Below are 13,769 nucleotides of genomic sequence, written 5' to 3' on the forward strand. Positions count from 1 at the left end.
CATTGGATTTTTTCGACTTGTTCAAAGTGGCCGGAGGGCATTCGGACACTCAAAACGGACGGGTCGAAAGTGTCAGACTTAAGCAATTAAGCGTTTTTCGCTATCTGCGTCAACCCTGTTGACGCGACCACCCTAAAAAAGTGGCGTGGTGAGGAATCGCCGTCCGTTTTACGGCGGCGAGGATGTCAACAATTTGGCAGTTTAGCGAGCGGGACGTTAGTTTTTAGGGAGAAGCGGCAAAATTATCAAATAACCACGAAAGCAAGGAAACAATCAAACCGCCAGAAAAGGAAATTATCGCCACGATCGCCTCGCTACCAAGATAACGCGATAAAAAACTGCCTTGAATTTGGGCGATCGGTAGTCGCGGATTTAACCCCACTTGGATGCTGTTGGTATTGCCGGAAACGCTCACTTCTAAACCTTGTGATGCTTCGGTAATCTGCAAGTTTTCCCCCGTGGTTTTTAGTTTGATGTTTTGGTTGGTATCCTTTGGGATAATTTTTATCTGATTTAATATCTCTACTCCCGGTTTCTCGACGATCAGGAATTGGTTTTCTTCTAGCTTAAGATCCTGTTGAGCCATCCGGATATTACCGGAAATAATTGTCGATTCCACTAAGTCATCTCTCACATTATTACCGGTGATAATCGGTCTCTCAAATCTAACATTATTAACTTTAATATTGCGCCAAAAAATAGGCTGTTCTTGATCTTGAGCAAGTTGTAAATTAACATCGATCGCTTGTTGTATTTCTAATTGAAATTCGGTGGTACTGAGATTAAATTCGAGGGGAATATCCTCTTTTTTTAGGGGTAAATTAGCAATTTTATAACCAGAAAGAGTTATTTTAATCGGGTTGCCGCTAGGATTAAATGATAAATTTACTGGTTGAGAATTTGGCTGCAAACTAAAAGCCAAAAGATTATTAAAAGGAGCGTATTTGAGATTTTTTACTCTAGTTTCCTTTTGTAAACGGAGTTCTTGCAGGATAAAATCCGCCGTCGGAGTAATTGTTAAAGTGCTATTTTCTCGGATTGATTCAATTTCTAGTCGCTCTCGTTTATCGAGTTCGGGTTCGGCAAGACTGCTAAAGGTGCCAGCGAGGGTAAATTTTTTCAGTCCCGATAGGTCTATCTGGGAAAGATTATCGACATCTTTGAGCAATAAACTTTCGTTTTCTTGACAGGTAAAACTAAAACTTTTTACCAATAAATTGCCTTCAAAGTTTTGTTTAACTGGGATAATTCCCCCAAAAATCGACAGGAAAACTAGGGAGAGCGTAGCTAGGAAAACTATCGTAAACTTTTGATTTTTCTTGAGCCATCGGCAGAAACTTTTTAAGAGATGCTTGGACTTCATTTTAGCCACTGGGGATTATGTTCAAAAGTTATATTAATCGGGGCATTTCTGGGAGGAGCATCATCTTGTTCTAATAAAGCTTTGACTCGCAATTCGTACAATCCCGCCTTAGCCAGTTTACCATCAGAAGTACGCCCATCCCAAGTAAAGAAAATTTCTCCTTTTGGTTGCCAGTTAGGGCGAGAAGTCTCATAGATAACCTTGTTGTTCTGGAGAATTTGTAATTCTTTGATCTGGCTACGCACATTAGCAAAAAGGACGATATCGTAGGTTGTTGCCTGATTAAAAATAACTGGCAAATAGATCAATTTACCATCACTGATAGAGGCCGTGGCCCGCAGACTTTCAAGGGCGATATCTTCGCGATCAATAACATAGTTAGACCATTTAAATTGATAGCGAGAACCTTGGGGACGCAAGGTGAGGGGATCGAGTTGATAATTTTTTAGCACAGAACGCACTATCACTTTCGGCGCTCGGTTATTACGACTAGGCACTTCCAACTTTAGGGAGTCAGTCATCTCCCGAATCCGGCCGATAGAAAGGGAAATAAGACTAAAACTGCCGGCAATATCGATCGGAGCTATTCCCTCACAGCGCTTATCATTATCTCTCTGGATATAGTTGCTAGATCTAGTATTTCCTGTCCCACAGTTTTGAGCTTGAATAGGAGGGAAGAGCGAGACTAAAATAAGACTAAGAATTGTTAAGTTGAGGACAATAAATGATTTTTTCATGGTACAATTACCTGCCATTGAGCTAATTTTTGGAGAACTCGATCGATTGGGTAAGCCAAACCGAAACCGGAAGAATCGATTTGGGACTCGCTAATCGTCCTAAACATCAATCCGATCACCCGCATTTCCCGATCGAATACTGGACTACCAGAAGCGCCAACTCCCAGACTCACACCGATTAATAAATTGCCGCTACTAGGGTGAATACCAATGGTAATCGCCTCGTAGCTCGACCAATCTTTTGATTCAGGATGTCCGATGATAGAAATCCGTGTTTTTGCGGCAATTTCGCCTTGATGAAAGGTTAAAGGACTGATATCGTCTGGTAAACTCGTGACTTCCAGCAAGGCTAAATCCAAGTTTTCTTGGGGTTGGGTGATGTGAATTATTTTAGCCACTACACGATCGCGCGGCAGGTTGGGTAGATTTTCGCCGTAATAGGGTTCCACTTCCAGATTATCGCCCCTCTGTTCCGTGTCGCGATCAACCACCACATGACGATTAGTGATAATCCACACCGTTGTTCCCTGGCGTTTGACCACATAACCCGTACCGTAGGCAGTCCCCTTGGCGTTACCGGTAAAGACCACACTGATTTTAACGATCGATCGCTTGATCCGGGTGAGGGGAGCCTCTTGGGGTAGATATTTAGTATTATTCAAAGCGATGATCTGCTCCGGTTGTTGCTGCAAGGATAACAAGCGCCGGGCCTCTTGCAGGTTATTGCTGGCAAATTCAAACTTCGGATCGATTTTTGTCGCCTTCTCGAACTCAGCGATCGCTGCCTCTAGCTTGCCCTGTTCCTGTAGGAGCCGACCCAAATTATTATGGCCAAGGGTGTGAACGGTAGTCGGGGTGGCAGAGGTATCATCGGGTAAACTTAAAGCCTTGCGGTACATTTCGATCGCTTCCGTCAGTTTTTTCTGGTCATACAGCACGGCACCGAGACCGTTGTAGGCATTGACATACTTATCATCAAGAGCGAGCGCCCGACGGTACATTTCCTCGGCTTCTGTCAGTTTTTTCTGTTCCCTCAGCACGTTACCGAGATTGTTGTAGGCATTGACATACTTATCATCAAGAGCGAGCGCCCGACGGTACATTTCCTCGGCTTCCGTCAGTTTTTTCTGGTCAGACAGCACGATACCGAGACCGTTGTAGGCATAGACAAACTTATCATCAAGAGCGAGCGCCCGACGGTACATTTCCTCGGCTTCCGTCAGTTTTTTCTGGTTCCTCAGCACGTTACCGAGACCGTTGTAGGCATAGACATACTTATCATCAAGAGCGAGCGCCCTACGGTACATTTCCTCCGCTTCCGTCAGTTTTTTCTGCTCATACAGCACGTTACCGAGATTGTTGTAGGCATAGACATACTTATCATCAAGAGCGAGCGCCCTACGGTACATTTCCTCGGCTTCCGTCAGTTTTTTCTGGTCATACAGCACGATACCGAGATTGTAGTAGGCAAAGACATACTGATCATCAAGAGCGATCGCCCTACGGTACATTTCCTCCGCTTCCTTCAGTTTTTTCTGGGCCCTCAGCACGATACCGAGATTGTTGTAGGCATCGACATACTTATCATCAAGAGCGATCGCCCTACGGTACATTTCCTCGGCTTCTGTCAGTTTTTTCTGGAAATATAGGACATTACCTATATTTTTGTAGGTTTCTGGAAGTTTTGGGTCGAGAGCGAGAGCTTTTTGACAGAAAATCAGTGCTTCGTCTAACTTATTTTGACGGAATAGCGCAGCGCAGAGATTGCTAAAAGCCACAGCACTGTTAGGCTCAAGCTGAATAATTTGTCGCCAGATTCTTTCGGCTTCCGGGTATTTTTTTTGCGCTTGAGCGGTTTCACCCTGTTGCCATAACTGCTCTAGTGTTTGTGCCACTGTTGTCGGCGGCATAATCATCAATGCCAAAGTTAACACCAAAGCCAGCCGCACCACTTTCATAAGCTGATTGAAAATATTCCATCTATAGGTTAACAGATAGCAATGGAGTCAGGAACATTGCTGCATCTTAGTCGGTTAAGTAAGTAGTTATAATTACATTGAAGATAGATTTTACCTCTGATCCCCCCTGCTACCTTGATAAGGGACTTGCGTGGGAATAATATCCCAATCGATCGGAGGGCGCAAGCTTTGCGCCCCTACAGTAACGGATTTTGTCCACAATGTAGGGGCGAACTGCGTTCGCCCAAAAGGTACATTATCAAAGCGCAAGTCCATAAGGGGGGTGTCGATCCCCCCTGCCCCCCTTGATAAGGGGGGTGTTTGACAACTTTTAACACCTACTTACTTATACTTATAATGAATCAACCTAACGAAATTCAAAGGCAGCAACATCAGAGATTTACAGAGATTTTTAATCAGGGAAAACAGCGTTATATTCAAGCTGTCGGCAATAGCAAAAGCTATCTTTCCAGTGTCAAAGGAAAAGATTATTTATCAGACGAAGAAAGAGAAGAAGCGAAACAATTACTCAAACAAATATTTCAAACCCCAACAACCCAACTTAATCAGCGTGATTCAGACATGGCTAGAGGAAATAGAGGTGTAGATGAACTAAAAAGTTAGTCAATAGTGGGTAAAATGTTTGTGTATAGGACATTTTTTCCCCATGACTAAACCCTTAGACTCCCTGAAACAGCCCAATCCCTCGGAAAAAACAGCCCCTAGAGATGATTGGTTAGATAGCGAACTATCTCGTTTAGAAGATTATGAACCTTACGATTGGGGAGAAATAGATCCCTTAATGTTAGGCAAACCCGTACAATATGTTTCTAGTATTGGCTTAGTTGTCGAGGGTGGCAAAGATTGGGGTTGCTGATTTGCAATAGGAATCTTCTTGTGTGGGGTTTTTAAAACCTAGAGCTAAACTAACTTTTGGATAGGATGCACAGTTGGCATTCATAGCTTGAGTCAGCAACACCCCTCCCCAGCAACCCAAGTTAATCAGTGCGATTAAAACATGGCTAGAGGAAATAGAGGTTTAAGCGATGGTTAATCTTCTGGATCTTAGTCAGTTATACTAAGTATATCCATAACTTATACTTTTTAATAGCAGAACCGACTGAAGAGCAATATTTACCTATTCAGGCATTAGATACCCTAGCTTATCCATCTGCCAACCTAACTTAGTTGGCTGCTGATAAACCTTTTTTAAAGTGTTAATATCCCGGCTAGAAATCGGGGCAATATCTCTAGTTTGAGCGAAATACATCACATCCGTCTCCAGGGGACTATGACCCCAAATTCCCAAAGCGTGACCTAATTCGTGACGCACTGCCGCTAAAGCCGACTGATCGGCTAAATTAGGACTAATCTGGATACTCATCCGATGAGTTAAGCGATTTTCCTTGACAAAAATCTCGTATTGTGTTATGGCAGAACGCACCCGAGGCAGTTCTAACTTACCCGTTTCGGCATTAAAACGGACTCCCGACGGCGGTAACTCCTGTTTAATGAGGATATCGGCCAATTCTGCCCGATTTACCAACTCGATCGGCAAATACTGCCCCCATTCAGCGATCGCCTGTTGTACCAAACTCAGCCAAGAACTGCGATCGCTTTGAACGTAAATCTTCACGGGAAATTGCGACCAAATCAATGCCCCCACGGGACTGATTTCCACGGCATCAAAATAATCCCCGGACTGGTTTTGCTCTTGCCATTGGGCTAAATTAGCGGGTAAAGGATGGGTTTTTAACTCTGGTAGCGCTCGACTGTCGGCGATCAAAGAATAGGAAAACAGCAAAAGACTCGCCAAGGCTGCGAGTCCTAGAAAAGAGAACCGACCTCTCAGCATTTAGCGATTTAACCAGCCGGCGCTCAGTACAATAGTTAGGGTGATAAATACCGTCCCCAACGCCCAAGTCACCTGATTTAAGGTTTTTTCCGCTGTTTTTGCGCTGGTAAAAATCTGTGATTGGCCGCCAATACCGCCAATACCATCACCTTTGGGACTGTGTAATAACACCAAAATCGCCAGAAAGGCCGCCGCCAGCGCCCAAATAATCTGTACTACCAGCACCACTGTCATGATCATTACTCTCTATTTTCCATTACAAAGTATAGCAGTTATCAAGCAGTCAGCTTTGAATTAGTTATCAACTAGGGTCCTCTTCATCCTCTATATCCTCAACTGTTAGTGGTGCTTGGGCGCTATGGCGAACATATAACACATAAACCGTACTATCTCTAATTGTAAAAAGCACTCGATAGACATTTTTACCTTTCCCATAAAAAAGTTGTCGGACTTCTTTGGGTAGAAAAATCCTCTGTTCGAGCGCTAAAGCACAACGAGTTGGTTTCTCTTGCAGAGTCGCAATAGCATTCATTAATCCTCGAAACCAACGGTCAGCAAACTCGGCATTATAACCTCGATACCAGCGATAGGCTTTTTCGATCTGTGCCGTGGCAGTTGCGGTAATTTCAACCTGAAATACCATATTTTTCGGCCATTTCTTGGGCAAAATCGGCAAGAGGACGGGTTTTACCGGAGTTTATCTCCTCGAAACCTTGCTGAATCCCCTCGATGCTCTCTAAATACTCCATCAGTTGTCTGAGCTTACTAGGATCGATTTGATCGAGAAAAGTCACCAGCACTTGTGAGCGATCGCTAATATCATTGGGTAACTCGGTTAGGTGTATTTGTCCATCTCGATAAACACCTTCGATGGTTTTCAGCATAAAATTCCCCTTTATTGACTTTTTACCTGTTAAAGCGAGATTCGGACGGGAGTGCGACTAGCTTTAATTTCCACCTCGGCCGGTTTAATCAGCGATCGCCCAGTCATTTCTACTGGGACGGGAATTTGGAGAATTTCGAGGATAGTGGGGGCAATATCGGCTAAACGACCATCATCCCGCAGCTGCACATCGCCACCGTGGCCCGGTATTTTTCTCCCTTCCCCTTCAATTAAAATTAAAGGAACGGGATTAGTCGTGTGGGCCGTCCAAGGATTACCCGACTCATCCACCATCGTTTCAGCGTTACCGTGGTCCGCGGTGATTAACACTGTTCCCCCCAATTTATTGATGCTACTTAACAACTTAGCCAAGCATAGATCCACCGTTTCCACTGCTTTCATGGCCGCGTCTAAAATGCCCGTATGACCCACCATATCGGGGTTAGCGTAATTGACTACCACGAGACCATAGATCCCCTGTTCGATCGCCGCAGAGACCGCTGCTGTCACCGCGGCTGCCGACATGGCCGGAGCTTGGTCATAGGTGGCGACTTTCGGACTAGGAATTAATTCGCGCACTTCTCCCTCAAAGGGTTTTTCTAACCCCCCATTAAAAAAGTAGGTGACGTGGGGATATTTTTCGGTTTCTGCACAACGAAATTGTTTTAATCCCTGTTGAGCGATCACCTGTCCTAAGATATTATTTAAATTCTGGGGAGCAAAGGCCACATCTACCGGTAATTTCGGATCGTATTGGGTGAAAGTGACAAAACTAAGCGGAGAAATTAAATCTCGATCGAAATCTTCAAAATCGGGCATAGTCAGGGCATAACATAACTGTCTAGCTCGATCGGGACGGAAATTATAGAATATCACCCCATCGCCCGCTTCGATCGCCCCCGGTGCAATCCTAGTGGGGGGAATAAATTCATCGGTAATATTTTGGTCATAAAATGCCTGTAATACTTCCGTGATCGATCGCCCGTCAATACCTTGATCACTGGTCATAACGTTATAAGCTTTTTCGACCCGATCCCAACGGTGATCCCGATCCATGGCATAATAACGCCCACTGAGAGTCACCATGCGACCGAGACTGATTTTATTAATATGTTCTTGAATCCGTTTAATAGCGAGCATCCCGTCGGTGACATTGGTATCGCGACCATCGGTGATGACATGAATGCAGACATCGCTAATCCCTTGCACTTTCGCTAAGTCTAATAATCCCAGTAAGTGAGCGAGATGGGAATGGACTCCCCCCTCAGAACATAAACCAATTAGGTGTAATTTGCTTTTTTTGGGGCGAATCTCCCCGCAGAGTTTTAATAAAGCCTGATTTTGTTGAATCGAACCATCTTCGATCGCATCGGAAATTCGTACTAATTCTTGTGGTACAACCCGCCCCGCTCCGATATTCAGGTGGCCAACTTCCGAGTTGCCCATCTGTCCTTCTGGTAGGCCTACATCCTTAGCGGAGGTGCGGATTAAGGTGTGGGGATACACTTCCCAGAGACTATCCATAATCGGGGTTTTCGCCATTGCGATCGCATTATCCGACCTTTGCGGGCGATAACCCCAACCATCAAGGATAACCAGCACGACTGGGGATATAGGTGCGTGGGTCATGATATACAGTCCTAAATCAAGAGTGGATTTCCATGCACTAAGATAATATCATCGAAACTTCCATTGATCACCGATGTGGAGGCGATCGACCCCCTAATGTCAGCAAATGATGGGGTAGTGAGGTAGTGGGGTGTTAGGTGTTAGGTGTTGGGGTAGTGGGGGGGGTGGGGAATTTAGCTGAAATCTCCCCATCTCCCCAAATCCCCATCTCCCCAAATCCCCATCTCCCCAAATCCCCTAACTGATCACCGCTCACTGAATAATTATGTCTCAAAAAAACGAAACAACTGCTTTAATAATCGCTCTTTTAGCCACTGCGAGCATTTTAGGTGGGGGTTACTTCTGGCTGCAAAGTCAATGTGCCGCGGGTCAAGAATTCTTTCTCTGTGGCAGCGGCAAAAGTCCGCAAAAACCCCCAACATCGGGAAGCACCTCCTCTCCCTTACCTCCTCCCCCCTCACCCCAGGGAGTGGTCAGTTTTGCCCCACCGACTTCTATCCCCAGTGGCACGACAATTCGCATTAACGGCGCTACCAGTATGGTACAGATTAATCAAGCCTTAAAAGCCGCTTTAACTGCCAAATTTCAGGGGGTAGAGGTCTTGACAAATGCTCAAGGATCTGATATGGGATTAGAGGAAGTAGCCCGGGGGGCGATCGATATTGCGGCGGTGTCACGACCTTTAACCGAGTCGGAACGCTCTCAGGGACTGGCTTCTAGTCCGATCTTTCGAGATGCGATCGCTATTGTGGTGGGAGTAAAAAACCCCTTTGCGGGAGGGTTAACCACTGCCCAAGTTAAAGATATTTTTACCGGAAAAATCACTTCTTGGTCGGAGGTGGGCGGTTCTACTGCTACTATTCAAGTGATTAATCGTCCTCCCATTAGTGGCACTTATCAAAGTTTTCGTCAGGAAGTCCTGCAAGGGGCAGAATTTGGTACAGGAACTAATTTTCAAATGATGGTGAGGGATGCAACGACCCCGATTTTGCGAGTTTTGGGACTGAATGGCATTAGTTACGCCACCTATAGCCAAATTGCCAACCAAAAAACCGTCAGGGCGATCGCTATTGAGGGAATTTTACCCAGTGAACCTAATTATCCCTGGCAGCGTACCCTTTACTACGTTTACAAAGAACCTGCTAGTGAAGCGGTCAAAGCTTTTATGGGTTTTGTGACCTCTAGTGGTGGTCAAGAAGCGATTTTTCGGGCCAATGAAGACCTACAAAAGTAGTTAGCGAGAATGTCCGAAAATCTGAGAAATTTTACGCCTTGCATGACTAGGGTGAGCATTGTCTATTTTACCGTGGAGACGGGGAGGCATTGAGAATGGTTAGCTGAACACCATTATCTTTTTCATAAACGATCGCCACGGGAATGGTCAACCGGGGAGCTTTTTTCGGTAAGGCGGGGAAAATATAGGCATAACCGTCTTGTTTGAGGAGAAGTCGCCAAACTCTGGGTTTGTTAGAATTGCTCAGGTCGGTGAGTTCTTGACCGAGGAGGAGATCGTAGGCTTTGCGATCGCCGATGATCCGCAAGTCAGTTGGGTTATCGAGGGGGTTATCGAGTTTGCGTCCTAAAGCGGCATTTTTGGACATCAGAAGGGTGACGACGGGCAGTGAAGAGGTTTCGTTGACGGCATCTTTCCAAGCATCGGCTTGTGCTTGCCAACGGGCCAGCCAAAAGAGGGCGGTGAGGATAAAGAGGACGATAATTAGCTCATTCAGCAGAGAGGCGAAAAAGTTAAGAATCTTTGTCTGGGCTTCATTGAAAGTAAAGGGCAATCTTCGCAGGTATTTACTGCCCCATTTTTGGCCCCAGTGCAGGGTGACGAGAATAGCTAAGACTGTCACACCCAAAACGAGAATGGTTCTCAGGAAGGCGAGGGGTTCCCCGAAAAAGGTTTGGAAGGCGGCAAGATAAAAGGATTCGCCTGGCAGGTTAAGGGTAGTGACTTCGAGTTGAAAAAAACTGAAGTAAGTCCAGCGATAAGTCCATCCGGTAAAGTACAGGCCGGCGGCTAACAAAGCCAGCACACCGAGGAGTTTGCCGAGGGGATTGTATTCGGGGGTGGTCTGGGGTTCAGCCATGACAAACAGCCTAGTTGTGAGCGCAGAAAAGAGGTGTTAGGATTCTATCATTTCTTATTTATCTGGATATAGAGGGGTTAATCCGGTGAAGAAGACTATTTTGCAGGGGAGTATTTTCGCTTTGCTGTGGCTGGGGGTGGCGAGTGAGGGGCATTGGGCCGGGTGGCAGGGTTCCGCGCGGAGTCAGGGAACAGTTTTAGAAGTGGCGGTGCCGGATAAGGCGACGGTGACAAGGAAACAGGGGGCTTCTCTGACGGGGCAATTAACAGCTTTTAATCAAACAAGTTTGACGCTTTCGGCTGGGGGTTATTCGGAAAAGGTTCCGTTGACACAAGTTAAGGCGATCGCATTTCAGGGAGGAGATATCTGGATTGAGGGGCAACGTCTTCCTGCCCGCATCCGAGGTTTTATCAAAACTTGGTCGGGGATTTCGGTGTCGGTGTTAAACCTGCAAAACCCGCCTCGGTTGGCTAATTTAAATTTAAACGGGATTGAAAATCCGGAGGAGCTAAAAAAGCTCTTGAGTAATAACAATAAAGTGCGCGTGATCTCGAAAATTAGTTTTGATTCGCCTCGAACGATGACGGTGGAAACCTTTACCATGCCTAAACCCTAGTCTATGTCTATGTCTCGTTTTAAACTTATAGGTTATTTAGCGATCGCCACAACGATCCTACCTGCCGCGCTCTCGATTTCTCCTGAAAGGGTCAAATTTTTGCCGTTTAAGAGCATAAATCAAGCGATCGCCCAAACGCAACCGACAAATCAACAGCAGAGGCGCATCGCCCTCGTCATCGGTAACGCAAATTATGAAGTCGGCAAACTCGGCACACCGTTGAATGACGCGACTGATATGAATGCGGTGTTGAAAGAGTTGGGATTTGAGGTGATTTTGCTGAAGGATGCCACAAAACGGCAAATGGATGAGGCGATCGATCGCTTTACCCGTCAAATGACTCAAGGGTCGGTCGGTTTGTTTTACTATGCGGGTCATGGAATGCAGATAGAGGGAGAAAATTACTTAATTCCGGTGAATAATGGGCTAATCAAGGTTGAGCCAGATGTTAAAAGTGATGCTGTTCCGTTAGGTAAGATTTTGGGCAGGATGGACGAGGCGGAAAATGCGGTCAATATCGTGATTTTAGATGCCTGTCGGGATAATCCGTTTCGCGGGTTTAAGCGATCGCTCAGTCGGGGGTTAACGGCGGTGCAGACAGCAACGGGGTCTTTAATCGCCTTCGCCACGGCTCCAGGCAAGGTAGCGGACGATGGCAAGGGACGAAATGGTTTATTTACGTCTTTTTTGTTGAAACATATTAAAGATCCGACCGATGTGGACATTATGTTGCGGAAAGTTCGCGCAGAGGTGGCTAAAAGCACGAATAATTATCAAGTCCCTTGGAATTCGTCTTCTTTAATCGGGGAATTCTCGTTTAATGTGTCCCCTAAAGTTATTAATTCTCCCGTTGCTACACCATTACCGCAACCCAGCCCTAAACCGACTGTCGCCGTAGTTACGCCGCAAAAACCAGAACAATCAACACCCTCGAACCAACCGCGATCGCTCCTCATCTCCTCAAGCACTGGCGTGGATTATACGCCTTTACGGGAACTACTATCGCAAAAGAAATGGAAAGAAGCCGATCAGAAAACGGCGGATCTAATGCTGGCGGCGGCTAACCGCCAAAAAGAAGGATGGATCGATGAAAACTCAGCCAATAAGTTTTCCTGTGAAGATTTGCGAATGATGGATCGAGAATGGTTAGTCGCTTCCGATGGTAAATTTGGCTTTTCGGTGCAATTAGCGATCTATAAGCAAACTGGAAAACCCTTCGGTAGCTATCAACAAGCTTTAGATGATGGAGCTTATGATTGGCGTTTTGGGAATTTGGTGGGCTGGCGAAGAGATGAAAACTGGAAAAATTATTCTGATTTAACTTGGAATACAGATGCAGCATCTATGGCCCCCCGAGGACATCTCCCATGGGGTTGGTTTGTCTCGTGGCGGTTGTGGTTTTTAGGTTTGGGTCAAGGTTTATTTCGTGGTTTTAATGTTGCTGGGTTTTTGATTTGTAGTGCTGTGTTAATTTGGTTGATTTTTGTGTGTTTCCTTTCTTTCGGTGGCGATAAAGTGTACCGCGGTGGTAAACGAGTAAAACGAGTGTACTGGTTTACGAGAGTGTACCAGTTTAATGGGAAAGAAATTGATGTCTTCTCTAGTAATATACTAGGGAATGTGTGGATGATTAATAGTGGGTTGTGGCTGTTCTTGTGGACTTGTTATATTGTAGGGATTGCGGCACCCGAGCGGATTCCTGGATCATATCATCAGTCAGCTTCTGCACGTCCGAACATCTATCTCGCCGCGCGTTGTGAATTGTAGCCTATAAAGCGTTTCGCAGTTTTTTCAAACTCCGATCCTACATCGTTTCCACACGAGGTTATCAGGGGTTCAGCGATTCGATACCTGTCACCGTCACCCCAGGAGGGTAAATGCCATTTTCCCCTACATAATCTATGGTTTATAATTACGATAGATATTAACCAGCGCAAGTTAGGAGTAAATACTTGTCAAAAAAGAAATTTCGTAAATCTGTTGAAAGCATTCGTTATCAAATTCTGAACCATCATCAAAAAATTGCCAATGAGAAACAAAAAGAATCCCCCGATAAAAACTTAATTAATTACTGGGAAAGAGAAATTAAAGGTTTAGAAAAAAGTTTATCTAGAGCAGAAAAGCGATTAAACAGAGGAAAATAAGCAATGATTTCAAACACTGAAAAACCCTTGAAAGTCAACTCTACCTTGGCCACTCTATTATCTGAATTAGGTGAAGAATGCGAGGCGGTTTTATTCTTACTAAGTCAGCTTAAATTACCAAGCCTAACTGATGACCAAAAAGGGGATATTTTGGCAGAATTAATAGGCTCAATTACTCACTTGCACGTTCATACCGAAAATTTATCTGATTTAATTGGGGATGAAATTTTAGCTTTGCCAGATGATCAATAATGTTATGATGATTCTTTGTTCTCTGGTTCAGTAGTAGTAGTAGGTTGGGTTGAGGCACGAAACCCAACACAAAGCCTATAATTGTTGGGTTTCACTCTGTTCAACCCAACCTTGTATATTGAGAGAGGTGGTAGACCGTCCCAACCTTGGTCGGAAAAGACCGCTTCGTAGCAAGGGTCACCACCATAATCTCCCTGACAAAACTCGAACAGTCGCCGGGGTCGTGGCGAAAACAATCA

At 45.2% G+C, this 13,769-nt stretch carries 16 protein-coding genes; 7 read left to right on the forward strand and 9 right to left on the reverse strand.

Annotated elements, in window-relative coordinates:
* Positions 1–223: 223 nt before the first annotated feature.
* The 3 genes from IM479_RS21380 to IM479_RS21390 are packed head-to-tail and all read right to left on the reverse strand — an operon-like array spanning position 224 to position 4,058.
* Complete coding sequence (locus IM479_RS21380; RefSeq protein WP_287685007.1) at positions 224–1,363, reverse strand: hypothetical protein; 1,140 nt, start codon at positions 1,361–1,363, stop codon at positions 224–226.
* Positions 1,360–2,100 carry a FlgD immunoglobulin-like domain containing protein gene (locus tag IM479_RS21385; RefSeq protein ID WP_287685006.1) on the reverse strand — a complete coding sequence of 247 codons (741 nt, stop codon included), beginning with the start codon at positions 2,098–2,100 and terminating at the stop codon, positions 1,360–1,362. The genes IM479_RS21380 and IM479_RS21385 overlap by 4 nt, the downstream gene beginning before the upstream one ends.
* Positions 2,097–4,058, reverse strand: a complete 1,962-nt coding sequence (locus IM479_RS21390) for a serine protease (protein WP_287685005.1) — start codon at positions 4,056–4,058, stop codon at positions 2,097–2,099. The genes IM479_RS21385 and IM479_RS21390 overlap by 4 nt, the downstream gene beginning before the upstream one ends.
* Positions 4,059–4,379: 321 nt before the next feature.
* On the opposite strand from IM479_RS21390, the gene IM479_RS21395 reads away from it, so the two are divergent.
* Together IM479_RS21395 and IM479_RS21400 are read left to right on the forward strand one after the other, a co-directional pair.
* Positions 4,380–4,682, forward strand: coding sequence for a hypothetical protein (locus IM479_RS21395; RefSeq protein ID WP_287685004.1), 303 nt, complete (start codon positions 4,380–4,382; stop codon positions 4,680–4,682).
* 43 nt (positions 4,683–4,725) lie between these two features.
* Positions 4,726–4,935 (forward strand): hypothetical protein, encoded by a 210-nt coding sequence (locus IM479_RS21400; RefSeq protein ID WP_002761322.1) that lies wholly within the window; start codon positions 4,726–4,728, stop codon positions 4,933–4,935.
* A 261-nt stretch (positions 4,936–5,196) separates the two neighbouring features.
* Here IM479_RS21400 and IM479_RS21405 read toward each other — a convergent pair whose 3' ends face one another.
* The 5 genes from IM479_RS21405 to gpmI all read right to left on the reverse strand — a co-directional run bounded on the left by IM479_RS21405 (position 5,197) and on the right by gpmI (position 8,425).
* A complete protein-coding gene (locus IM479_RS21405) occupies positions 5,197–5,913 on the reverse strand; it encodes a peptidase (RefSeq protein WP_287685003.1) in 717 nt (238 codons plus the stop codon).
* Entirely contained in the window at positions 5,914–6,147 is a 234-nt protein-coding gene (gene secG / locus IM479_RS21410) for a preprotein translocase subunit SecG (protein WP_002736485.1), read from the reverse strand.
* A gap of 67 nt (positions 6,148–6,214) precedes the next feature.
* Complete coding sequence (locus IM479_RS21415) at positions 6,215–6,556, reverse strand: type II toxin-antitoxin system RelE/ParE family toxin (protein WP_287685002.1); 342 nt, start codon at positions 6,554–6,556, stop codon at positions 6,215–6,217.
* Positions 6,540–6,797, reverse strand: a complete 258-nt coding sequence (locus IM479_RS21420) for a hypothetical protein (RefSeq protein WP_002736285.1) — start codon at positions 6,795–6,797, stop codon at positions 6,540–6,542. Before IM479_RS21420 ends, IM479_RS21415 begins: the two co-directional genes overlap by 17 nt.
* A gap of 29 nt (positions 6,798–6,826) precedes the next feature.
* Positions 6,827–8,425 (reverse strand): 2,3-bisphosphoglycerate-independent phosphoglycerate mutase, encoded by a 1,599-nt coding sequence (gene gpmI / locus IM479_RS21425; protein ID WP_287685001.1) that lies wholly within the window; start codon positions 8,423–8,425, stop codon positions 6,827–6,829.
* 265 nt (positions 8,426–8,690) lie between these two features.
* Here gpmI and IM479_RS21430 point away from each other — a divergent pair, with 265 nt between their 5' ends.
* Positions 8,691–9,659, forward strand: coding sequence for a phosphate ABC transporter substrate-binding protein (locus tag IM479_RS21430; protein ID WP_287685000.1), 969 nt, complete (start codon positions 8,691–8,693; stop codon positions 9,657–9,659).
* A 67-nt stretch (positions 9,660–9,726) separates the two neighbouring features.
* On the opposite strand, the gene IM479_RS21435 is transcribed toward IM479_RS21430, so the two are convergent.
* A complete protein-coding gene (locus tag IM479_RS21435) occupies positions 9,727–10,518 on the reverse strand; it encodes a hypothetical protein (RefSeq protein WP_287684999.1) in 792 nt (263 codons plus the stop codon).
* Between the two features lie 85 nt (positions 10,519–10,603).
* On the opposite strand from IM479_RS21435, the gene IM479_RS21440 reads away from it, so the two are divergent.
* The 4 genes from IM479_RS21440 (at position 10,604) to IM479_RS21455 (ending at position 13,530) form a co-directional block, all read left to right on the forward strand.
* Positions 10,604–11,134, forward strand: coding sequence for a hypothetical protein (locus IM479_RS21440; RefSeq protein ID WP_024969919.1), 531 nt, complete (start codon positions 10,604–10,606; stop codon positions 11,132–11,134).
* Between the two features lie 9 nt (positions 11,135–11,143).
* Complete coding sequence (locus IM479_RS21445) at positions 11,144–12,901, forward strand: caspase family protein (protein ID WP_235194900.1); 1,758 nt, start codon at positions 11,144–11,146, stop codon at positions 12,899–12,901.
* A 185-nt stretch (positions 12,902–13,086) separates the two neighbouring features.
* Positions 13,087–13,278, forward strand: a complete 192-nt coding sequence (locus tag IM479_RS21450; RefSeq protein WP_149107175.1) for a hypothetical protein — start codon at positions 13,087–13,089, stop codon at positions 13,276–13,278.
* 3 nt (positions 13,279–13,281) lie between these two features.
* Positions 13,282–13,530 (forward strand): hypothetical protein, encoded by a 249-nt coding sequence (locus tag IM479_RS21455; RefSeq protein WP_024969916.1) that lies wholly within the window; start codon positions 13,282–13,284, stop codon positions 13,528–13,530.
* The last annotated feature ends 239 nt before the right edge of the window (positions 13,531–13,769 follow it).

Origin of the sequence: Microcystis sp. M165S2 (assembly GCF_020245885.1) — a bacterium.
GTDB lineage: Bacteria > Cyanobacteriota > Cyanobacteriia > Cyanobacteriales > Microcystaceae > Microcystis.